We start from the raw sequence: 24,196 nt of genomic DNA, 5'->3' as shown, positions 1-24,196 counted from the left end.
TGTTATCTTATTAAATTAATAGAACCGGTACGCTTAGGCACAGATCCATTGTAACTCATGCCTTTCCATGGCATCTTGTTGATAAACTCAGCATCGATCTTCCAGATGTAGGTGCCTTGTGGGACAAGTATCGACTTGTATGTGCCATCCCAGCCTTCTGCTGGCCTGCCGTCTTCCAGCTTATCTGTCTGCCATAGCAATTCGCCCCATTTGTTGAAGATGCTCAGCCTATAGGAAGCCAGTCCAGATCCTTTGGCCCTGAAGGTTCGTAGCTCCTCGGTACCGCTATTTGGCATGAAGGCGTTAGGCACGAACAGGTAGCCTGGTACACCTACGATCTTCACCGTTTTACTCATCTCTGTATAGCAGTTGAACTGGTTGGTGACTCTTAAGGTAACTTTGTAACTGCCGGTGTCTGGATAGGTGTGTTTCGGACTTCTCGCGTTAGAGCTTGTTCCATCGCCGAAATCCCAGGTCCAGCTGTCCGGATTGTTCTCACTTTCATCTTCAAACTGGAAAGTATAGTTCGGAATGTTAACGGTTGTTCCCGGAACTACGTTAAAGTTCGCCACTGCAGGCGGAATGATGTGGATGTACTGATTGAAGACCCTGGTGTTGCTGCAGCCAAGCGAATTGACAGCAGTAAGCGTTACGGTATAAAATTCCTGATCGCCAGTGTAAACATGTTCAGGCTCAAATGCTGTAGAAGTTGTGCCATCACCAAAATCCCAGACGTAGGATATTCCGCCTACACTTTGATTTTTGAATTTCACATTTAGACCAGGACAGCCCTGTACCTGATCTGCAGCGATCTGCAGCATAGGTTGGTCATAGACAGTGATGGTTTCTGTTGTTGTGGTATCAGAACAGCCGTTAGATGCGGTAAGTGTTACAACATAGATACCACCTTTAGTAAAGGTGTGGGTAACGGTTTCCGGAGCAGTACGCGTAGGTCCTGCTTTTGTGCCATCGCCAAAGTCGTAGATATAGGAAGTAGCACCACTGGAATTATTATGAAAGTTCACGGTAAAAGGTGCACAGCCAGCCAGCTCATTGCTGTTTACCACCAGCTCTGGCAGTATGGTGTTTGGAGAAACGCGGATGGTGTACTTGGTTGGCAGACTCCTGGTGCAACTGTTTTCTGTGATCATGGTTACCTCGAATTCTTTGATGCTGCCGGATAAAAAGGTGTGCGTTACTGGAGAATTGTCGGTTTTCCGTAGCGGCGGTGTACCATCGCCGAAATCGAAGTAGTAGGTATTGCCGGTTCCTGGTGAGGTATTCGTAAATGTCACAACCATCGGCGAACAACCGCTTGTTTTGCTAGGTGAAAATACCGCCCGGGGCAATGCTTTCACGAGAACCTCTGAGGTAAAGGTGTTCTCGCCGCAAGCTGTTTTTACCGTAAGTTTTACCGTGTAGGTAGTGTCCCGCCCTGCTGGATGTTCCGGGTATGATACCGCTGCTGTTGGATTAGCAGCATTCGATTTCTGCCCGTTGCCAAAATCCCATTCAAAGCTGGAACCTGTCAACGCAGGTGTGGTATTACGGAAAGTTACCTGCGCTGGGCCGCAGGATTCTTTAAGGTTTTGCGTGAAGGAAGCTTTGACAGTTTGCTGTGTGCTGAATACATGGGTCATGCTATCGGTTGTACAACCGAAGGGACTACTTACCACCAGTTTGATGTTGATGAAAGTGTTGTCGGTGGTAATGGTATAGTTTGGAAAGCTGATGCCTGTACCAATCAGCACATCATTTGCATACCAGGAATATACATCATTACGGTCTGGATAGGCCTTGGCAACAACGTTCTGAGCGTTGATCAGAAAAGGTGCACAGCTTTTATCGGCAACAAAGGTAAACTCTGCTTTGGGCTTGGGATTGACCGTTACGGTAACTGGATTACTGATGCTTTGGAAAGGCCCGGAACAGATATTGGTACTTACCAGACGCCTGAACGAGGTTGACACCGGAAGTATTCCAGGCTGGTAGGCCGGCAATACTGCGGCATCGATGTTGTTCCAGGTCCTGCCACCATCAATGCTCGACTGCCATTGGTAGTTGAATCTTCCATCTCCTCCGGTAGGTACAGAACCAGTCAATTGCATCGGGGCAAAACCCTCGCAAACTGCTGGCACGTTTTTGAGGATATTGTTTTCAAGTGGAGGTAATACGGTGATTTTAATCGGCTCGCTTATGGACGAGCAGTTCCCACCCGCTACATAACGTCTGAATAGCTGCGTGTCTGTGAGTGTAAGTTTAAGGTCTCTCTGGGTCTGATTTGGAACCACGGCCCAGGTAGCCCCATTATCCATACTACGTTCCCAAACGTAGCTGTACCCTACCAATGTAGATAGATCATTTCCGGTAATGGTGATCTCCTGTCCACTGCAGATGGTGGTTGTAGTGCTGGCAATTGTATTTTGAATGTTTCCAACAGTGGCGCTCAGGGTGAAAGGAACACCGGGACAACCGTTGTTTACCGGGGTGATGGTGTAAGTTACCACGGCATCTACATTTGGATTGGCGCTAATCAGCACATCGTTAATCACGTTTCCCGTTCCGGAGGTAAAGCCAGTAACGCTTGCAGGGCCTGTGGCGGTCCAGCTGTAGGTTGTTCCCGGCAGGTTTGACGTGATGGTATAGTTCAAGGGCGCGTTGTTACAGTTTGCAATAGCGGCCGGGCTGGTGATGCTTGCTTTTGGTCTGATGATCACCGCGATGCTACGTTCAATCACTGCGCATGGTGCGGCCAGGGTTGTTGTAGCGCGAAGGATCAGTTCTACCCTGCCGGCTGCCCGTTCCTGGGCAGTTGGGATATAATTGGTGACCAATGCATTACGACCAACACTGAAGGTACCGTTGCCACCAACCCAGGTGTGGGTACTTACATCACCCGTAATCACTGCATTTAAAGCAATCGGATCATCGTAGCAGATCTCATTGATTGGTTGTATCTCTATTGTTGGGGATGGAATAAAGGAGATTTTCTGAGTTTTGGTGACAGAGCCACAACTGTTTGTGTGGGTTACCGACACGGTGTAGGTCGCATATTCCAGAAATTTGATGTTGGGGAACTTTGTGTTTGGAGTGGAAGCCTCAAATTCATGTTCACCCCCGGTAACCGTCCATGTGTAGGTTCCTTCAGTTTCTTGTTGTGTGCCGGAGAATTTGGTTAAGGTAGGTCCTGTTACACAGTCGCAGAACTTATAGGTACCCAGACTGCAAAGCTGAACATCTGGCGAGAGCGTCGCAATAGGTGTACTATTCACAACAATGGTCTGCTCTTCGGTAGCAACTTCTCCGCAGGATGCGGTAAGTGCAACTAGCTTTATTTTGTAAATGCCTGCTGCGTTAAAGCTGAATTCAGGCGATTTGCTTGTGGCTGATGTACCATTCAAATAGCTTACAGGACCTCCGGTGATCTCCCATCTGAAGCTGTTGTTTGTATTGCAGCTTTCATCAATAGAAGAGGTGTTGTTCGGTTTGAATACGGTGCCGACACATGCTGTAGCACCAACTTTCCCGTCGATGTTGAAGCTTGGCTTTGGCGGGTTTTGCACACAGATGGTCCAGGTAGCGTCAGTGGCGTCACAAGCTCCGGCATCGTTAATCGCAACCAATCGAATGGTGTGGTTACCTGTTTTACTAAATCCAGGATACACGAAAGATTCCTGATTAGAAGTAAGTTCACCATCCACATACCATTCATAGCTGGTGCTAGAGCAGTTGCCTGTAGTGCTTCTATTGGTTAGCACAATGGGCGTATTGATGCATGCTGCGGTCACCGTTGCAGGGTCAATTTTAGCAATGGGTTTGGTGAAGACTTGCGCGTACATGGTTACCGAAACCGGATCAGCCTGGCAAAAAGTAGTACCAGTAGTTACGGATACTTTGAAGGAGTTGTATCGTGTACCACTATTTCCAAGATCAATAGGCGGCTCGCCACAAGAGGAGTTCTTGTAATTGTGTTTAAGCACCCCATTTGCCTTGATGACATCAGCATGGGTATAAAGATTATTTTCGCCGTCGCCCCAGGTTACGTTGTAAAGTGAACCGGGGTAGTTGTTCTGAATACCTGCAGTACCAATGCTAAAGTTAACATCTACGCCGACGCCAAGCGCCGGATCTATACAGGCAACAACACCTTCTCCCCCGAAACTGATGCTGGAAGGCTGATTTAAAAGTAAATAAGATCTTTGAGATTTTAGGGTTTGGCCAGCCTCAGTGCGGGTTGATGTTACAAGAACGGTGTAATACCCGCGTTTGATTTCGTTAAGCCTGTAGCCGACGGTCTCCTGTGATAGCGTTGGCCCTTGCTCCCCGGTGACCTCATTTTTATACGTTAGCGTTTGGTTAGGCGCTGCATTTGGAGCGACGTTCAGTATTATTGACCTGTCGTTATTATTATTAGCGGCGGTACACCAGCCAAATGCATCTTGCCCCAGGGTAAGATTAGCAGGCGCAGTGACGCCCGCAATGGGTCCCTGTGCAGCCAGCACCTGAACAGGCGTTGAAAACTCATGTATGAGTTCAGGACTGCTGCTTTTGATTCTCAGCCGGTAAGCAGTTCCCGGTGTAGCATCTGTGGGAATAACACCATTGATAAACCTGGAAAAAAAACCTTCATAAGACCCAATCAACTTTTCATTCTGGAAGTTACCTGTGGCATCAGAAAGATATAAAGTGAAGGTATTGTTTGATTGAAAATTGGTCGTTCCTGCGGAAAGTGGGTTCGGAACGGTGATATTACTTCCCCTTCCATAAGGTCCGGGATCAACTTGCTCAGTGTTAACTTGTGCGATTCCCAACATGGGAAAAAATGATAACAACAGAACGACTAATGCGGGTAGTTTTTTCCTCATATTTCGCAACGAAATTACAAACAATATAACGAATACAACAACTACTGTAAGTTTATTGTTAGGATGCAAAAACAAAAAATTGCAGCTGATGAGGCGCTGATATTGAAGTGATCTTCAGATAGTTTAGATCATTAACCATTGAACATGATTTTATCGTTTCAGTTATGAACATCGTGGCGTTTTCTGCCTATCTATTTAATAGAAACAAAACGTATAATTGCGAATTCTTGTCCAAGTAATCAGGAACTGGCATAGTTTTTTCTAATCACAGATGTTCACACACAAAGATTCTCAGAATTGCACAAAAAAAGCCCGGCGAAATCGTCGGGCTTGTGCATTTAATGAAGTCTTCTTAGCGGTGTTCGTTATGCATTTATCGCTTTAACACCTGGCAATTCTTTTCCTTCCATATATTCCAGAAGTGCACCACCACCGGTTGATACGAAACTAACCTGATCTTCAAGACCGAACTTCGCGATTGCAGCAGCAGAATCACCGCCTCCGATAAGCGAGAAAGCGGCATTTTCTTTCGTTGCAGCAACAACGGCATCAGCGATAGCGCGAGTTCCGACAGCGAAGTTATCCATCTCAAACACGCCCATTGGACCATTCCAAAGTAGCGTCTTAGAATTCTTGATGGTTTCCGTAAAAAGTGCTACGGTCTTTGGACCAATATCAAGGCCCATCCATTCTGCAGGAATTTGTCCGGAGTCCACAGTATCTTTGGCAGCATTGTTATCAAATTTATCAGCAATAACTGTGTCGATCGGCAGGATCAGGTTAACACCTTTACTTTTAGCTTTATCAACAAGTTCAAGACAAAGCGGCATTAGGTCTTCTTCCAGCAGCGAGGTACCAATTTCACCACCTTGTGCTTTTGCAAAGGTGTAAGCCATTCCACCGCCGATAATCAAGTTATCCACTTTGTTCAGCAAGCTCTCAATAAGTAGGATCTTGTCAGAAACCTTTGCACCGCCCATTATTGCAGTAAATGGTTTATCTGCACCTTCATTAACTTTCTCCGCATTTTTTAGCTCTTCAGCCATTAAGTAACCGAAATACTTCGCTGTAGGGAAAAACTCCGCAACAATCGCAGTTGAAGCGTGTGCACGGTGTGCTGTTCCGAATGCATCATTTACATAAACATTTCCAAGCTTCGCAAGCTTTTCAGCGAAGGCACGTTCACCTTTCTCCTCTTCCTTGTAAAATCTGAGGTTCTCTAAAAGCAACACTTGTCCAGGGCTAAGGTTTTTAGCTTTGTTTACAGCCTGTTCACCAATACAATCATCTGCAAATTTAACTTCGATATCCAGCATCCTCGAAAGGTCACCTAAAATATGTTTAAGCGAATATTTCTCTTCAGGTCCACCTTTTGGACGCCCTAAGTGCGACATCAGAATCACGGAACCACCATCATTGATGATCTTGTGGATGGTTGGCAAAGCAGCGCGCATCCTTTTATCATCGGTAATATTGTAGTCCTTATCCAAAGGAACATTAAAATCGACCCTTACTAGTGCCTTTTTATCTTTAAAATTACATTGATCTACTGTATTCATATGTTGTTTAGTTGTAGTGACATATTATAATGTGCTCCAATTCCGGAGAGCTCATTTTCTTCTGAGAGGATCTCGAAGTTCAGTTTCCGGTAAAAACCTAGTGCCGAACTCCTGGCGTTGCACCAAATATAAGCAGCACCCCGCTTTTTCAATTCATCTATTGCAAACTTTATTACCGCAGCGCCATATCCTTTGCCGGCATGCTGTGGTTCAGTTGCCATACCTCTTAGGCGATAGCCGCCTGGCCCAAGGGCTGGGAAATCTTCCTCGAAAATCGTAGCAACTGTGACGATATTTTCATCTAGGAAATAGCCGAGGTGGAAGCCATGGTGATCTGTCGGGAAAATGCATTGTTCGAAAGGCATGTTCCCTTTCAACACTTTACTCCTCAGCGGAAGTGTTTTCTCAGCTTTGATAAACTTTATCATACTCTTCGATTTTTTGGATGAGATCAACCAGTCTGGCGGAGTATCCAGACTCATTATCATACCAGCCAACAACCTTAACCAGGTCACCTACGATAGAGGTTAACTGTGCATCAAAGATACATGAATGCGTATTATCAAGAATATCTACCGATACAATGGGATCTTCTGTATATTCCATAATATGCTTTAGCTCATTAGCTGCAGCCTGTTTGAAAGCAGCATTTATTGCTTCTATTGTTGTTGGGCTTTTAAGTATGCAGGTGAGGTCTGTCAATGAACCATTTAAAACAGGAACGCGCACACCCGCCCCGCCCAGCTTACCGTCAAGGTGCGGAAAAATGTTTGTGATTGCCTTCGCTGCTCCGGTAGTCGTTGGAATAATCGATGCTGAAGCTGCCCTAGCTCTCCTGAGGTCTTTATGCGGAGCGTCATGCAAACTTTGGTCACCGGTCATGGAATGGATGGTGGTGATGTAGCCGTCTAAGATGCCCCAATTATCGTCAAGGATCTTGATCATCGGGGCAACATTGTTTGTAGTACATGAAGCGTTTGAAAGTACCGGAGACTGCAGATCCACCAGGTGGTCATTCACCCCTAGTACAACCATAGGAATATCTTTATCGGATGCAGGCGCAGATATGATCACCTGTTTTGCCCCTGCCTTGAGGTGACGTGTAGCGCCGGCCTGGTTCGTGAACTTCCCGGTCGATTCTATCACGAGATCAATTTGCAGGGCTTTCCAGGGCAGCTGCTCAGGATTTTTTTCCGCAAAGATCAGGATTCGTTTATCGTTTATAATTATGGCTTGGTCATCATAAGTAACCTCCCCCTTGAAGCCACGGTGTACGGTGTCATATTTAAAAAGATGCGCTAAAGTGGCGGGATCGGTAAGGTCATTAATTGCAACAACATTCAGGTTACGTTCAATTGCAGCTCGCAGGAAGTTGCGTCCGATTCTGCCGAAACCATTTATTGAGATATTCATATTCAAAATTCTAGGTGGTAAAATTACCCCATTTTCTCCTATTCATCTCTTTGTACGGGTGGTTTTCTGTATTATTAACGATAAGAAGATAATTAGATGAATTGTTTAAGCTTCCTAAGCTTCTTAAAAACTAGGGCAGCAGCCGGAAATGGCAGTTGATTGTAAACCATTGCCCGATAGTCGTTCCCAATTGCGCTCAGCACATTTCGTACATTCCGGTTGCTCATTCCACCCGTTCTCATATGCACAATGAGCTGATCCAGGAAAACAGCCCTTAGCCGATGTTTAAAGAAAAATCTGAGTACGAGATCGTAATCTGCCGCAGTGCCGAGCTGAAGCGAGTATCCTCCATAGCGCATGAAGTATATTTTTCTAATAAATAAAGTCGGATGTGCAGGCATCCAACCAAGCTTTAAATCTAGCCGGCTTAATGCATTTGAACGCCATTTTCTATCGATAATCCTGGTATTATGTCGATTCACGTAATTCAGATTGCCATAAACCGCATCGGCATTATGCCGGCTAAGAAAAAGTACCATTTGCGAAATAACTGTGGGACCAGCGAGATAATCATCAGCATTTAGAACGCCTACCAATTCGCCAGTTGCCCAGGCAATGCCTTTGTTTAAGGCATGATACATACCGGTATCAGGCTCTGACACATAGTGTGAGACTTGATCTTCATATTTTTTAATGATCAACGGCGTACGGTCGGAAGACTTTCCGTCTATGATAATGTACTCTAATTCCTGGTAATCTTGAGCAAGTACCGACTGGATACATTGTTCAATAAAGTCTTCACAATTGAATACAACAGTAATCAAACTTACTTTCATATCGGTTAAAATATTAATTTCTATGTAATATAGTTTTTTATTAAATAATATTTTTACATTGTATTATATTACTAACCAAATAGTATGCAATCAAAACACGCTCAACCTTACCAGGTCACTTGCATTATTTGTCTTCTCTTGCCATTACTAACATCATGTGGGTTTGTCAATCGGGACGTGATACTCAAGACACCATTTGATGCAGATACCAGCAGAAAAGCTTATGTAGTTCCAATTACTCCCAGTCCGGAGGATTACTATAACCTGATCAAACCCGAGGACGAACTTGCTATTGTGGACTTGCAGGACATTACAATTCTAGTTAGAAAGGAGAACCTGAGGAACGATCTAAAAAACGACAGCTACGCCACCTTCAAAGTAAATGCATCTGGTGAAATCAATCTGCCTTTAATTGGGAAGGTGATGGTAGCTGGGTTAAACCGGGTGCAGGCTGCGGAGTTGATTGAGCTTAAGTACAAAGAAAAGGAATTGAAAAAACCCTTGATCGACGTAAGAATAAACAACCTGTACGTGGTGCTACTCGGCGAAGTAGCTAAACAAGGGAAATACATCATCAACAGGGAAGATTACGAGCTTATCGATTTACTGGGAGAAGCAGGTGGTTTAACGCCTATTGCAAACAAACATCTGGTCAAGATCATCCGAGGGGACCGGATAAACCCGGAAGTTATCATCGTAGATCTGGCGAATTATGCCTTTTTAAAAGATCAAAAGCTAAGGCTGAAATCAAGAGATATCATCTATGTGGAGCCCCGGTCAGCGGCTTTAAAGGCGCACAATGCACAGGCATATACGACCTTTTTCCAAATCGGTTTTGTACTGCTTAACACCATACTACTGATTATTAACTTATCGAAATAATGGAAGCTGGAGGAAAGATATGGCATGAGAATACCCTGAGGTTCAGCTACAGGCGAATATTTACGATTATTTATAGTCGTTGGTATTGGCTCCTTGCAATGGTACTGTTAGGCTTGACCCTGAGCTATATTTACCTGAACTTAACACCTAAATCATACGCAACGGAGGCAACATTAAAGTTTGAAGAAAAGCGGTCGGAAATATCAGAGCTGATTAATGTTAGAAACGTCTATGAAAGAAGCAACAAGTTACAGTCGGAGCAATTTGTCATTCGCTCCCGTGAAGTCCTGCTGAATGCGGCCTCGAGCTTGAACTATCCTTTAGCCTTTTACAAACAGGGTTATATCAATCATATTGAACTGTATCCCTTGATTCCCTTTAAAGTTATTGTTCTGAAGTCCCATGAAGGAGATCTGTCAATACGTGATTACCGTGTTACACCAACTGAAAGCGACCGCTTTGTTTTGACTTTTCGACACCATGACAAGCATTTTAAAAGGACCTACAGGATCAATAGAACCTTAGCAATCGGGAATGTCGAATTCATGATAACAGATCGGTTTAAACCCTCACAAATTGGCGTTCACTACAACTTACATTTCAACAGTCCAGATGAGTTACTAACCAGGATTAACAATGGACTGGCGATGACAGAAAACAAAAACACCAATATCCTAAGTTTTACCCAGACCGATAAAAATCCTGCCTTTGCGGCAGACATATTAAATGCTACCCTAAAATCCTATATCAATTATGATCAGCGACAAAAGACGCAATCCGCTAATCAGACAATCTCGTTTATTGATACCCTACAGCACAGATTAGCGCAAGTAGTTGGCACATCCGGAACAGCATTGGAGCGGTTTAAGACGAGTTCAAAAATGATAAATGTTTCAAGCGTTACAAACCAGGCTTTGGAACGATTGGAGACATCAGAACGGCAGAAGGCTGATCTTGATTTTCAATCACTAAAAACAAACCTGCTTGTTAAACAACTGGCTTCAAAGGACCAATCTGCTATGATCAGCTTTGATCTTCAGGATCTTAAAGACCCCTTCCTCAGTAACCTCCTAACCCAGTTTAATGCGCTATTGTTAAAAAAACAAGGTCAACTGGGTACCTATAAGGCCGGTTCAGAAACGGTGGCAGATACGGAAGCGCAGCTTAGGATTATTCGGCAATCGCTGATAAGCAACCTGGAGGCCCAACAGCAAAAGAATACGGAAGCGAAGTTGTTCTTGCAAAAACAGCTTGCGAGGAACGGCTCCGACTTAACTCGGCTGCCGAACGCGGAAAAAGATTTTGTCAACCTACAATCTACATTTGAAGTTAATCAAAAAGTATACGCCTATCTCAACCAAAAAAAGTTAGAAGCACAGATAAGTCGGGCCTCCATCACACCAGCCGCGACAATTGTCAATAAAGCGACCGCCCAGTTCAAACCGATTGCACCTATAGATCGCAATGTCTATAAGATGGCGGTTTTGCTTGGTTTACTTGCTGGAATTATGTTAATCTTCCTTGTCCGGGCATTAAACCCATACATATTCGACCGTGAAACGCTGGCGCAGCTCACAGACATCCCGATCATTGGCATCATCCGGAAATATCCTGCCGCACTGCCTTCCGCGGAAAAGCTTCTCTTGCCATACGGCGATACCATGTTTGCAGAATCTGTCCGTTCCTTTCGTAGTAACATCAGCTTTCTGGCACCTGATGTCCAAAGAAAAGTCATTTGTATCACTTCAGAAACATCCGGTGAAGGTAAATCCTTTAATGCCTTGAACCTGGCGCACGCACTTTCCCTGATTGACAAACGTGTAATTGTAATTGCCGCGGACCTTAGAAAATCAATTCTACATCGTGCATTTAATGCGGATAATCAGCTTGGACTCAGCAACTACCTATCCAATCAAGCCGAGATAGCAGAAATCATCATCCAGCACTCAGACACACTCTCCTTTATCAGCGGCGGACCTGTGCCACCTAATCCCTCAGAATTACTATATGGGCAGCGCATGTCAAACCTGCTGGCAACGATCAAATTAACTTACGACTTCATAATTATAGACTCTGCGCCGATCGGATTGGTATCAGATGCTATGCCAATGATCAAAGCTGCTGATGTAAACTTGTTCATCATCCGCGCGGGCGTGTCCAGGTATCATGCTGCGAAAGTGCCTGAACGACTTTCACAGGAACTGGGCTTGAAGAACTTTCACATCGTACTAAACGCGTTTAATCAGGACAAGCTGCATAGCCCGTACTACAGCTACAACCGCTACAAAGATTCAGAAATACCAGAAACCTTACAGGGCTATCTAGAAGGTACTGGCAGGAAGAAATGGTGGCACAGGATCAAGTCAAAAACGAACTGATATGCTTTTTCTTACACTCGCAACATTCAGCCAAACCGGTGGTGTACAGATGGTCTGCAGATCGATGGCCAGAGCCCTTCATGATATTCAAATGAAGAAAGCTGGGTTATTTCAGGTGCTTTCACTGTGTGATAGCCCGCACAATTCCAACGACAAATATGTACCTGCAAGTGCATTTAAAGGCTTTTCATACCAGCGCTTGCGATTCTGTGCTTACGCTTTACGGCATGCAGCTTCAAGCGAAGTCGTTTTGCTTGGCCATGCCAATTTGCTACCCATAGCCTGGTTAATCAAACGCCTTTGGCCGCGTACAAGGATAGTTCTACTTGCACATGGAAAAGAAGTCTGGGGCAAGATGCCGCGTTGGAAAGCCCGCTTCATAAACCGAAAGACCGAGGTTTGGGCAGTGAGCAGGTTTACAAAAAAGATGTTTGTGACAAAACATCAGGTTAGCCTAAATAGGATACAAGTATTGAATAACTGCCTTGACCCCTTCTTCCAGGTGCCACCCCATTTTGATAAGCCAGGCTATCTGCTAGATCGCTATGGCCTGAAGCAACACCACCAGGTATTGCTTACCCTAACCAGATTAGATCGCTATGAACACGATAAGGGCTATGATCTGGTGCTCGAGATCCTTCCGACGCTACTGGAACAGTTTCCAAGCACGATATATATTCTGGCGGGGCGGCCCTCTGCGGCAGAGCAGCAACGTCTTCGTTCGAAAGTAGATGCTTTACAACTTACGGGGGTCGTCATAATGCCAGGGTTTATTACCCAAGAAGAACTCACAGATCATCATCTACTAGCGGACACCTTCGTGCTGCCCAGCAGTAAAGAAGGCTTTGGGTTGGTTTTCCTGGAGGCAGCAGCTTGCGGCAGTAGCATCATTGCAGGCAATAAAGACGGTACCATGGATGCTGTCATGGAGGGTGCACTTGCCACCCTTATAGATCCTGGTTCCAAACTGGAGCTAACCGCTGCGCTACGAAAGCATCTTACACAAACGTACAATGATACTGCAGCTACCCTTCAGCAGGATCGTGTAACCCGGCGATTTTCATTTTCAAAATATACAGCTGAGGTCGAGGAATTATTAAACCGGATAAACACATCTAAGCAAGTAAAGACATGAACATTCTCATCATCATGGATCCTGGAATACCCGTGCCCCCTGTCAAATATGGCGGTATAGAACGCATTGTGTACCTACTGGCGAATGCCTATCAAGCCAGTGGACATGCGGTCACTTTACTGGCCGGTCCTGGTTCCAGCTGCACTGGAAAAACCATCCATTTTGGAGCGAACAAACTCAATCGTTCAAAATGGGTGATCTGGAAAGAAGTCCTTTACGTCTGGAAGCATATAATCGAAAATAGAATATACCATACTCCAGCTAAGGGCAGATATGATGTAATACACAACTTCGGCAGACTGCTCTACCTATTGCCGATGCTACAACAGCGAGTTGTAAAAATTATGAGCTACCAGCGGAAAATTACCCTGAGGAACATCAAGCTGCTCCGCCTAATGAGCCCGAAAAACTTCTGGTTTACTGCCTGCAGCGATCAAAACCGCGGCTTCTCCAAAGATTTAAACATGCAGAACCATGGCAGTATATCAACTAGTTCCAGCAAGTTCAACAACTGGCGAACAATCTACAACGCAGTGGACTTTTCTAAATACGAGCCCAGCTATACGGTTGATGATGATGCGCCGCTAATGTTCCTAGGTAGACTAGAGCAAATCAAAGGTGTACACATAGCCATCGAGGTCGCTAAAACCACCAACAGAGAGTTGTGGATCGCCGGAAATATTCCGGATAGTCTAGATGCAATCCGCTACTTTCAAAACCAAATTGCCAAGCATATTGACGGTATTCAAATCATCTATCTCGGTGAACTTGACGACCAGCAGAAAAACCATTACCTGGCTAGATCAGCCGCATTGCTGTTTCCCATAGATTGGGATGAACCTTTCGGCATCGTAATGATCGAGGCCATGGCATGCGGTACACCGGTGATCGCCTTTAACAGAGGCTCCGTACCAGAAGTTGTGACCCCAGGCGAAACAGGCTTTATTGTAAATGGCGCCGGCGAAATGTGCAGTGCCATCCAGAAGCTTCAACGAATAAATCGTCTAGACTGCCGGTATACTGCCATGGCAAAGTTCGACATCTCTGTGATTACCGGTCAGTACCTAGCTTTAGCAGAATCACACCATTAAAGGTCAAATCACAATAACCACAAGATAACCAAACTACAAAGCGGATCTATGTATTACAAACATATTGTGTTGATCACTAGTGGTCAACCTGCAACAAATCCCCGGCTCGTGAAAGAGGCGGATTGCTTAACTGCTCAGGGGTATCGTGTCACCGTACTCTGCTGCTATTGGAATAAATGGGCCAGCCTTGCAGATGTTGCCATCATGCAAGGACGAAAATGGAAAATCATTCGTGTAGGTGGTTCCCCTACAGAAAGTCCGTTAACATACATGACTTCAAAGTTAATTCAAAAACTTGCCTTTTGCCTATCCAGAATTTCTTCGAACAACAAGGTGGGAGTTTATGCGCTCTCAAGGGCTACTTTCCCCTTAGTACAAGCGGCTAAGAAAACGATCGGCGATTTCTATCTTGCGCATAATTTAGCCGCTCTTCCGGCAGCAGTTGAAGCTTCCAGGGCGCAGCAGGCAGTGGCCGGCTTTGATGCTGAAGACTACCATCGTGGTGAAACAGAGGCCAACCCCTCAAGTTTAATCCGCCAACTCAAAGTCATGCTGGAAGACCGCTACATTCCCCAGCTGGATTATTTCAGCACAAGTAGTACGGCAATAGCTGACTTATATAAATCGCATTATCAATATCAGCCAATGGTGCTGAGGAATCTTTTACCCTTAGAGCCACTGCCATTTAAAAAGGAGCTGCCTGATGGCCCAAAAACATTAAAGCTTTTCTGGTTCTCACAAACCATCGGACCGAACCGGGGCATTGAACTGATCATTGAAGCACTCAAATACCTGAAAACACCACGCTATGAGTTACACTTGCTCGGGGAACCCCGGACCGGATACCTCAAACAAATCGTTGATCTTGCAGCAACGCATGGTATACCTCCAACTAAACTGCATTTTCATCCCCCTGTACCTCCAGGTAGGTTGTTCCGGTATTGCTGCAAGTTCGACATTGGGTTAGCATCGGAGCCTGGACACTGCACAAACAACGATGCTGCATTAAGCAACAAGTTATTCACCTACATACAGGCTGGACTGGCGGTACTGCTAAGTGACACCAAGGCTCAGAAAACATTTTACGATCAATACCCACAAATCGGAATATGTTACAAAAAGGATTGCGCCGTTGACTTAGGTCAGGCCATTCAGTACTATATAGATAATGATGTGGAACTGCGGCATACCAAGCGAGCGAACTTCCTGCTTGGGCAACATACCTTGAACTGGGACCGGGAAAGCCAGCATTTCATCAACAAAATTAGACAAACCATCAATTGAACAAGCAACTGCTAATTATCTCGCCATATTTCGCTCCCATCAATGCAGCAGACATTCATAGGATTAGGACCAGCATGCCCTATTATGCACAATATGGCTGGGATGCTGAAGTCCTGGCGGTATACCCATGTTATACCGATTTTATAACGGATAATCTATTGATGCAAAGCTTACCGAAGGGTACGGTGATTCACTATGTAAAAGCTTTGAATAAACGCTGGACATCAAAACTTGGGCTTGGCAGCATTGCACTCCGGTCGATGTTATATTACCTTTTTGCCGCGAACAAACTTTTGCGGGAGAAGCACTATGATATCATCTTCTTTTCCACAACCCAGTTTCCAGTTCTGGTTCTTGCAGCCCGATGGAAGTCGAAGTTCAAAGTTAAGATTTTGTTTGATTTGCAGGATCCCTGGCATACGGACTATTACAAACATCGCCCGAAGCAGGAACGCCCAAAGAAGTTCTGGTTTTCCTATCAGCTGAATAAATTTTTAGAGCCTATCGCAATGCGCGCTGCTGATGGTATCATCAGCGTCTCCTCCAGCTACATCACCACGCTGCAGAAAAGATATCCCTGGTTAAAACACGTACCTGCGGTTGTTATTCCTTTCGGATTGCACCGTATGGACTTAGAAATTGCAAAGAAGAATGCCAAAGCGCATTCAGCTGTTGTGAGTAAGGGTAATAACTTCCATCTGGTTTACGTTGGCCGTGGAGGCTATGACCTTCTTCCGGCTTTTAAGCATCTCTTTCAGGCCATCGATTTGGGTCTGCAATCGGATCCTGATCTATTTAAGAACTTACGGGTCCGGCTCTTTGGGACAAGCTATGCAGCTAACGGTACAGGAAAATCAACCCTTAAGAATGAAGTTGAAAAACAGGGCCTAAACCATATTTTTAGCGAATCTACAGATCGTCTGCCCTATTATCATAGCCTGAATACACTTCGAAAGGCTAGTTTGTTGTTTATTCCAGGTTCAGTGCAAGCCGAATACACGGCAAGTAAAATCTTCCCATACCTGCTGGCGCAAAGACCAATACTCGCTGTTGTCCACCGAGCCTCTGCTACCACTTCCTTGCTGACGGGACTTTCTCAGGTAAAGATCGTCAGCTTAGATCAGGACGACTTGCAGATCGTGCAAGGTATCAAAGCGTATTTGCAAAATGCTATGACGCTACCTGCATCTACGACAGAGATTTCAATTCCAGAGCTCAGGGAATTTACGTCAGAACATTTAACCCGGCTTCAAACCCAACTATTTAACCAGGTATGCAAACTCCAAAAATAAGCAAGCTAGCCATAATCTGTCAGCACCCTGTGCAATACTATGCGCCCCTGTTCCAGGTGATGGCTCAACAGCAGGATATAAAGGTGTTTTATGCTCCAATAGCTACAGGAAACAAGTTTGATGAAGGTTTCGGGCGTAACATCAACTGGGATATCCCAATGCTGCAGGGCTACGAGCATCTTTTCAGCCATCGGTTAAAAGACATTAACGATTACTGTCCAACAGCAATCTTGATATACGGCTGGGCGTACACAAGCCACATGAAAATCATCCTGCATTTTAGCAAAAGGATCACTGTATTGTTTAGAGGAGATTCTACGATTTTGGACCCGATAAGCCCTTGGCGTTCGATTTTGAAGTCATACCTATTAAGAAAAGTATATACCAGGATTGATTTTGCGCTATATGTTGGCAGTAACAACAAGGCTTACTTTGAACACTACGGATTAAAAAGTAAGCAACTGATTTACGCCCGGCATGCTGTCGATAATACGCGATTTGCTGCCAACCGACAACTGCAGGCAGTCAAACTGAGAACATCACTGGGTATCGCCAACACGGAGGTATTAGTACTCTTTGCAGGCAAGCTGATTCCGAAAAAGAGACCCGAAATGCTACTAGAAGCCTTTGGAAGCCTTACGCCTCCAGGTGCACACCTGCTTTTTGTGGGCAATGGAATCCTGGAAGATTCCTTAAAGAAAGATGTTTTGGTACTTCCAAACCAGGCTTGCATACACTTTCTCTCTTTTCAAAACCAACAACGAATGCCAGTAATTTATCAATCCTGCGACCTATTCTGCATCCCCTCCAGCGGTCCTGGTGAGAGTTGGGGACTCGCGATAAACGAGGCAATGGCTGCCGGAAAAGCAATCCTATCTTCAGACAAGGTAGGCGGAGCAGCGGACCTGATCGATGACAACAATGGCCGGATATTTACCAGCGGCGATCTTAGGGACCTCACCATTAAACTGCAGATCATGCTCGCAAGTAAAAGGACACTGGAGCACATGGGACAGGCCTCAAGTGAAAGGATAAAGTACTGGAACTTCCAACATCAAATAGAAGCCATATATGGGATATCTTAATTATCAAGGCCTTGCGACGTATAAACTGAAGACGATCTTGCCCTTGTATTTTCCCTGGGCCCTATCCTGCATCATCAGCCATAACCCCTTGTGCTCCTATGCACTTGCCTGGCTCGGCTCGTTCTTTATCTTTTTCTATTCCTTACGTGGCCCTGTAAAAACGCTGGCTTCAGACCTTCCAGCAGGCATACAGGTCATGCGCCCCATGATTCTTATTCAAGTGGTCTTTGCAGGTTTAATGTCAGTAAGTTCAATATTTTACTTTCTTGATCATCTAGGTTTTTACTTCTGGTCAGCTATACAAAACGATGGCTTTAATGTCAACGAGCATACCCTGCAGCTAGCCTATTGTCAAAGGTTGTACGTTTTTGCGCATGCCTCCCTTGTGCTGGGGATGATCATAGCAATGAAACCAAGGAACCCAGCTGCCTATATCTGGATCCCGGATATCAAAGAACACTTAATTCCGATCCTGGTGGTAATACTATCGGCAGTGTATTGCCTCTCCTTTTTTGCGGCGCTGAATCAATTTTCAGTACTCCTGGCGCCGGTTCCAAGCTTCCTTGCCGGAATCATGATCCTGATAGGCCTGCGACAACATCTACCAAAAATTACTGCATGCGGCATTTGCTTCTTTTGTTTCACTTTGTATCAAGCAGTTTATTCCGGCTACAAGGAAGCCCTCTTTGTTCATCTGATCTTAATGGCATTCATTCTTTACCCTTATTACAGATCCATTGTCGTCGGATTCGGCCTCCCCTTACTCCTGGTTTTCATCTATTTTCTGCCCATCTGGACCAATACCATCCGCGCAGAATCCTGGCAAGCTGAGCTACCGATAGAAAAAGCAGCAAACTACGCTTACAGCCAGATGGTTGAAGATCAGCATCAGGAAGCAGTGAAGCAGAACAGCTGGGACTTCCTGACCAACAGATTTAGTGAAATCAATATGTTTAGCAAATATGTATCCCATGTACCTGAACACCGGCCTTTCTACCATACAGAAATCCTGCAGAACGCGCTGTACGCGCTAATTCCCCGCGCACTTTGGCCCTCAAAACCTAATACCGAGGAGAAATCGATGGAACGTGTTTATGATGCCGGTGTAATAAGCAACAACTCGGATGCATCCGCAAAAACGAGAACCGTTGTAGATGGCTATCTCAGCGCTGGATTGCTTGGAATTTTAATCACGATGATCTGCTATGGTAGTATCTGCCAGGCTTTGTGCAATATGGCTGAACGACTTTTCGGTGGCTATGAAGGTGGTTGCATCGTCGTTTTCAATGGAATGTTTCAGCAGTTATGGCGGGGTAACAACTTTGAGTTCATTCTGAATAACATCCTCTATGGATGCATCCTGATGCTCATAATCTTCAATATCCTTAGGTATCTGGGCTTGCTGATACCCAGCTACAATCATCATACAAAGATCTCCTAATAATAGCTGAGTTGTTAAATTATTCAAGATGCTGAACAAAAGAATTACCGTGCTGCACATTACACCATCATATAAACCCGCTTATTGTTATGGTGGACCTACACGATCAATTGCCATGCTCTGCGAAGCCGCAAATGTCCCGAGTGCTAAAATTGAAGCTCTTGTATTTACAACAACTGCAAACGGCAACAGGGAATTAGACTTTAAATCAGGAGTCAAACAGAATGTTGATGGTGTTGATGTTTATTATTACTCCAGACTCAGCAAGGATCACACACACTTCTCCCCAGCGCTCCTCTTTGCACTACACCGCTTTCTACAAAGCGTAAGACGAAATAAACAAGAGCTGATCATCCACATTCATTCCTGGTGGAACCTTGTGGCTATACTCTCTGCGGCACTCGCGGTATGCCATCGCATGCCCATGGTAATATCGCCAAGGGGGATGATCACGCCTTACACCCTATCATTCAGGCATAAAGCAGCTAAGTATCTGGTCCATTCCATAGTCGGCCGCCTGCTCCTTCAGACTGCACATTTACATGCAACAACGGCATTGGAAGCAAAGAACCTGCTGCAATACCTTCCGACAGGCAATATCAGCATCATCCCAAACCTCCTCACCTTCGACACTGTAGAAAACCGTTGCCAATCCTTTAGCAACCCGATTAATGGCTTAACCAAAAGGATCCCGGAAATCGTTATATCAAAGCCGAACGAGCAGCAACTGAGGCTAATTTTTCTTTCCAGAATAGATCCTAAGAAAGGTTTGGAAGTTTTATTTGAAGCGCTGGCAATCACGAATTTCCCATGGACTCTTACGATTGCAGGAATGGGCAAAGCCGCTTACCTGCGTTACTTGAAACAACTATCAGGAAGCCTGAAGATCAGCAGTAACATCAGCTGGATAGGACAGGTAGAAGATGTAGACAAGTTTGAACTCCTGAACAGGCATGACCTGCTGACCCTTACCTCCAGCAATGAAAATTTCGGGAATGTCGTACTTGAAGCCCTCCTTGCCGGTACATCCGTATTGCTTTCAGACCAGGTCGGATTAGCACACTACATTCAGGAAGCAGATCTAGGCTGGATTTGCAAAGCTGAACCTAAGGAAATTGCAAGCACGCTATCGCTCATAAACCTCGATCAGGACAAACGGTCAAGGATAAAATGCATGGCGCCCCAACAAATCAGAAAAGATTTCAATACCGCCGATATTATGGAAAACTACCTAAGCTTATATAAAAAGGTCTTATCAAGGATGAATTAGAACTAGTCTGATCAGCAACATCCTTAGGCTCAGGTCTTGAAGTTGCCCTAAACCTAATCAACTAAATATGTTCAAAGCAAGCCCGGCTTTCTCTTTCTTAATATTATCGTTCAACGATGAAATGCACATCGGCCGGCTACTGGAGTCCATCAGACCCCTTGGAGCGGAAGTGTTTATCCTTGATTCTGGAAGTACCGACAACACCTTGAACGTTTCCCTTGCTCACGGAGCAACCTTTCAATATCATCCATTTGAAAATCATCCCAAACAATGGAATAAAGCACTCCATTGCTTTGAAATTACGACGCCCTGGATTGTGGCCCTTGATGCAGATCAGGTACTCTCCCCAGAACTCCTGAACCTGCTCGAACACTTCGATCCGGACGAAGATCCTGACTTAAATGGCATCTATTTCAACCGGAAGAACTATTACCAAGGCAGGTGGATACGTCATGGTGGCTACTATCCCCTCTACATGCTCAAAATGTTCCGTCGAAGCCTGGGCTGCTCTGACCTGAATGAAAACATGGATCATCGCTTCCTTGTACCAGGCAAGACCATAATATGGAAGCGAGGCTATCTCATTGAAGAGAACCTTAAAGAAAGTAAAATACAGTTCTGGTTGGATAAGCACGGCCGTTATAGCGACCTGCTTGCACGGGAAGAGGTAGATCGAATGATGAAGATTAGATCGCAGGTCCTAAAACCGAGGTTGTTAGGAAACCCCGATGAGCGAAAGGCCATTTTAAAAATGCTGTGGTGGAAGCTACCGAGGTTCCTTCGTCCCCTGCTGTATTTCAGCTATCGTATGACCATCCAATGCGGGTTTCTCGATGGACGTACCGGTATAATCTTTCACTTCCTGCAAGGATTCTGGTTTCGCTTAATCGTTGACCTCAAGATTGAGGAAATTCTAAAAGCGGAGAATATCAAACCACGGAAGGTCAGCTTACCGGCTGAGGGTATTTTCATCATTAAATTCCTGCTATCATTCTTTATTCTTTATGGCTTCAATATTTTATTCATCGGACTAACAACTCCAGATGGAATTTATGTACCTGGGTTAGAGCAGCACGCAAACTACATACAGCAATGGCGTGCATTTACCCTTCAAACAACTGCCTCGCTGCTCGATATATTGGGTTTCCGCACTAAGCTGACGGAACTGAGTCTGAGGGTAATCGGTTTTAGCGGGTTCAAGCTGGTTTATAGTTGCCTCGGTTATGGAATCATGAGCTTCTTCGCAGCTTTTGTGATAAGCTATCCCAAGCGATTGGCAAGCAGGCTCTATATGTTAATAAGCGGTTTAATGATGATTCAGGCGACCAATATTGCCAGACTAGTACTAATCAGCATCTACTGGAAACCTAGCTGCAAAAACAGCTGGATAGATCACCATACCATGTTTAACATTAGCATTTACCTGATTGTCGTAATAATACTTTATGCATGGACGAACGCTAAGCCTAATACGAACAGCCATGTCGAACACAACATTAAGGAAGAAATTCAATAAAAAGGAATTCAAAGTCGGCGCATCAAGTACCAAGGTTTACTGCTGGTACCTCGTTCATGTACTATGCTTTAAATCCGGGCTTGTTCCATTTAGTAGTATTCTGGTGGGAATTCTGAGGGTATTCGGAGCCGAGATCGGGAAGGATGTGCGTATCAAACCCGGCATTCACATCCGCTATCCCTGGAAACTACAATTGGGAGATCATTCCTGGTTGGCTGATTGTTATATAGACAACCTTGATTTTGTATGTATCGGGAAAAATGTGTGCATCTCGCAACAAGCAATGCTGATGACTGGAAATCACGACTATAAATCAAGCACCTTTGATTTGGTCACAAAGCCGATCGTGTTAGAAGATGGGGTATGGATTGGTGCAAAATCGTTAGTTACCCCAGGAGTAAGGGCTGCATCACATGCAGTTTTAACTGCAGGTTCAACTGCAGTTAAAAATCTGGATGCGTATGTTGTTTATCAGGGCAACCCTGCACTAAAGGTCAGAATTCGGAGATTTACCAACGAATAAAGAAGGTACTGGGAAAGTAAGTTTAGGCTGGATGGATAACTACAAATTAGGAGTGTATCCAGCTAAATTTATATTCCATTGATGGATTTTTCATACGTTCAGCCACGCGAAGTAAGCGGTTCGGCAAAGCCATCAAGTAATCTCTAGCCTTTTCACCAGCCTCATTCAGGTCAACCATACTCTCAACCTTCCACTCTTCGATCAACTGCTGCATAATCTCCACATAGTCAACGGCAGTATAAACGCCAAGTCGTTGTGCGGCATCTGTAAAGTGACCAAAAGTCTGACCGATCTTCAGTCCCATTTCTCGTAGGAAGTGTGCAGGCATAACGATCTTATGACGCATCATATCCTCAAAGGCCAGCATTGCTTCGTTGGGATCAACCGCGAAGATCTTGCTCATGAAATCTTTATAGGCTTTGGCATGGCGGGCCTCATCTGAAGCAATTACACCACACATCTTAGATAATGAGGTATCACCATTCTGCTTAGCTAAGGAAGCTACGCGTCTATGTGAAATATTAGTAGCAAGTTCCTGGAAGCTTGTATAGATGAAGTTACGATATGGATCGTTTCCGGTGCCGATATCAAAACCGTCTGCAATAAGATACTGCGTAGAGATCTCCATTTGACGCATATCAACCCTGCCCGATAAATACAAATATTTATTTAGAAGATCACCATGACGGTTTTCTTCGGCAGTCCAATGTCTAACCCATTTCATCCAACCACCTTGTTCGTCCCTGTTTACACCGTCTACCATGGATAGCCAGGACTCATATGTAGGCAAAGCCTCTTCTGTAATGGTATCGCCGATAAGAACAGCAACAAGATCGTAAGAAAGTCCTTCTGCGTTCTCACGCAAGTACTTCAAATCCTGGAAAAAAGTCTCACTCGTAGAATCAGGCAGAAAATCTGAAGGCTGCCAGTTTGTATCAATTGGTTTCAGGTAAGTGTCCATTACTTCGAGCATATAGTTCTCGATATGTAACATTACTTCCCTTCTTCTTTCTACAAAAAACCTCATTATATATCTAATTTATTTGTGTGTAAAGATAAACAAATATCTGCCTATCTGAGAAGAACCGGAATCACAAAAACCGGTTTTCTGCTTGTATAATGAAGAAAAAGCAAATAACATGCCCTGATTTCCAAAGATTATTTGTTAAATGAAATATTTCCGAATAACAGATAGAATAAATCTGAATATTTTAGGAATAGCCCGTGATAATTATGCGCTGATCACCGGTAGATGTTTAGATCGGAACTGTGAACTCAATAGCTAATTTTAGCAAAACCCGTATAAACAAGAAAAGCCTGCAAGGTTTAACTTACAGGCTTTCTTTAAGATTTGGCACCGACCTACTCTCCCACGTGTTACCGCAGTACCATCGGCTCTGGTGGGCTTAACTTCTCTGTTCGGAATGGGAAGAGGTGGACACCACCGATATAGGCACCTAAATATTTTTAATGTTATTTAAGATTCTATCTCTCGATATTTTATGTTTCAATCTTATAACAATGACATATTATTGAAAGAAGTTAGTTTTGAAGAACAAACAACAGTATTCTGCTTTTGAAAGCTTCGGATGATTAGTATTACTCGACTATGCTGTCACCAGCTTT

General features: G+C 44.6%; 17 protein-coding genes and 1 rRNA gene. 11 read left to right on the top strand and 7 right to left on the bottom strand.

All coding sequences use genetic code 11. The features are described 5' to 3' along the window. Nucleotides 1-2 precede the first annotated feature (2 nt). The 5 genes from ACTHQF_RS10660 to ACTHQF_RS10640 form a co-directional block, all read right to left on the bottom strand. Nucleotides 3-4,814, bottom strand: coding sequence for a PKD domain-containing protein (locus ACTHQF_RS10660; protein WP_440430200.1), 4,812 nt, complete (start codon nt 4,812-4,814; stop codon nt 3-5). Nucleotides 4,815-5,230: 416 nt separating this feature from the next. Then, the gene (locus ACTHQF_RS10655) at nt 5,231-6,424 is read right to left on the bottom strand and encodes a phosphoglycerate kinase (RefSeq protein WP_440430199.1); all 1,194 of its coding nucleotides are present in this window, start codon (nt 6,422-6,424) and stop codon (nt 5,231-5,233) included. Continuing rightward, nucleotides 6,421-6,852 (bottom strand): GNAT family N-acetyltransferase, encoded by a 432-nt coding sequence (locus ACTHQF_RS10650; protein WP_440430198.1) that lies wholly within the window; start codon nt 6,850-6,852, stop codon nt 6,421-6,423. Before ACTHQF_RS10650 ends, ACTHQF_RS10655 begins: the two co-directional genes overlap by 4 nt. Beyond that, a complete protein-coding gene (gap, locus tag ACTHQF_RS10645) occupies nt 6,830-7,837 on the bottom strand; it encodes a type I glyceraldehyde-3-phosphate dehydrogenase (RefSeq protein WP_440430197.1) in 1,008 nt (335 codons plus the stop codon). The genes ACTHQF_RS10650 and gap overlap by 23 nt, the downstream gene beginning before the upstream one ends. 92 nt (nt 7,838-7,929) lie before the next feature. Further along, complete coding sequence (locus ACTHQF_RS10640) at nt 7,930-8,673, bottom strand: glycosyltransferase family 2 protein (protein ID WP_440430196.1); 744 nt, start codon at nt 8,671-8,673, stop codon at nt 7,930-7,932. A gap of 177 nt (nt 8,674-8,850) precedes the next feature. On the opposite strand from ACTHQF_RS10640, the gene ACTHQF_RS10635 reads away from it, so the two are divergent. The 11 genes from ACTHQF_RS10635 to ACTHQF_RS10585 all read left to right on the top strand — a co-directional run bounded on the left by ACTHQF_RS10635 (nt 8,851) and on the right by ACTHQF_RS10585 (nt 22,570). Then, nucleotides 8,851-9,555: a polysaccharide biosynthesis/export family protein gene (locus ACTHQF_RS10635; protein ID WP_440430195.1), complete on the top strand. Its 705-nt coding sequence runs from the start codon at nt 8,851-8,853 to the stop codon at nt 9,553-9,555. Beyond that, a complete protein-coding gene (locus ACTHQF_RS10630) occupies nt 9,555-11,933 on the top strand; it encodes a GumC family protein (RefSeq protein ID WP_440430194.1) in 2,379 nt (792 codons plus the stop codon). Before ACTHQF_RS10635 ends, ACTHQF_RS10630 begins: the two co-directional genes overlap by 1 nt. Before the next feature lies 1 nt (nt 11,934). Continuing rightward, entirely contained in the window at nt 11,935-13,068 is a 1,134-nt protein-coding gene (locus tag ACTHQF_RS10625) for a glycosyltransferase family 4 protein (RefSeq protein WP_440430193.1), read from the top strand. Continuing rightward, the gene (locus tag ACTHQF_RS10620; RefSeq protein ID WP_440430192.1) at nt 13,065-14,159 is read left to right on the top strand and encodes a glycosyltransferase; all 1,095 of its coding nucleotides are present in this window, start codon (nt 13,065-13,067) and stop codon (nt 14,157-14,159) included. Before ACTHQF_RS10625 ends, ACTHQF_RS10620 begins: the two co-directional genes overlap by 4 nt. Before the next feature lie 48 nt (nt 14,160-14,207). Further along, the gene (locus tag ACTHQF_RS10615; RefSeq protein ID WP_440430191.1) at nt 14,208-15,443 is read left to right on the top strand and encodes a glycosyltransferase family protein; all 1,236 of its coding nucleotides are present in this window, start codon (nt 14,208-14,210) and stop codon (nt 15,441-15,443) included. After that, the gene (locus ACTHQF_RS10610; protein ID WP_440430190.1) at nt 15,440-16,735 is read left to right on the top strand and encodes a glycosyltransferase; all 1,296 of its coding nucleotides are present in this window, start codon (nt 15,440-15,442) and stop codon (nt 16,733-16,735) included. Before ACTHQF_RS10615 ends, ACTHQF_RS10610 begins: the two co-directional genes overlap by 4 nt. Then, nucleotides 16,717-17,820, top strand: a complete 1,104-nt coding sequence (locus ACTHQF_RS10605; RefSeq protein ID WP_440430189.1) for a glycosyltransferase family 4 protein — start codon at nt 16,717-16,719, stop codon at nt 17,818-17,820. The genes ACTHQF_RS10610 and ACTHQF_RS10605 overlap by 19 nt, the downstream gene beginning before the upstream one ends. Beyond that, entirely contained in the window at nt 17,807-19,261 is a 1,455-nt protein-coding gene (locus tag ACTHQF_RS10600; RefSeq protein ID WP_440430188.1) for an exosortase Y-associated Wzy-like protein, read from the top strand. Before ACTHQF_RS10605 ends, ACTHQF_RS10600 begins: the two co-directional genes overlap by 14 nt. A 28-nt stretch (nt 19,262-19,289) precedes the next feature. Next, a complete protein-coding gene (locus tag ACTHQF_RS10595) occupies nt 19,290-20,531 on the top strand; it encodes an XrtY-associated glycosyltransferase XYAG1 (RefSeq protein WP_440430187.1) in 1,242 nt (413 codons plus the stop codon). Nucleotides 20,532-20,598: 67 nt separating this feature from the next. Further along, nucleotides 20,599-22,047, top strand: coding sequence for an exosortase Y (gene xrtY, locus ACTHQF_RS10590; protein WP_440430186.1), 1,449 nt, complete (start codon nt 20,599-20,601; stop codon nt 22,045-22,047). After that, the gene (locus ACTHQF_RS10585; RefSeq protein ID WP_440430185.1) at nt 22,013-22,570 is read left to right on the top strand and encodes a WcaF family extracellular polysaccharide biosynthesis acetyltransferase; all 558 of its coding nucleotides are present in this window, start codon (nt 22,013-22,015) and stop codon (nt 22,568-22,570) included. The genes xrtY and ACTHQF_RS10585 overlap by 35 nt, the downstream gene beginning before the upstream one ends. 46 nt (nt 22,571-22,616) lie before the next feature. On the opposite strand, the gene ACTHQF_RS10580 is transcribed toward ACTHQF_RS10585, so the two are convergent. Together ACTHQF_RS10580 and rrf are read right to left on the bottom strand one after the other, a co-directional pair. Next, a complete protein-coding gene (locus ACTHQF_RS10580; protein WP_440430184.1) occupies nt 22,617-23,597 on the bottom strand; it encodes an acyl-ACP desaturase in 981 nt (326 codons plus the stop codon). Nucleotides 23,598-23,919: 322 nt separating this feature from the next. Next, nucleotides 23,920-24,031 (bottom strand): 5S ribosomal RNA (gene rrf, locus ACTHQF_RS10575). Between the last annotated feature and the right edge of the window lie 165 nt (nt 24,032-24,196).

The organism is Pedobacter sp. SAFR-022 (genome assembly GCF_051965375.1).
In the GTDB taxonomy this organism is placed as follows: Bacteria; Bacteroidota; Bacteroidia; order Sphingobacteriales; family Sphingobacteriaceae; genus Pedobacter.
Note: the sequence above shows the minus strand (reverse complement) of the source record. Positions and strands in the feature narration are given on the sequence as shown.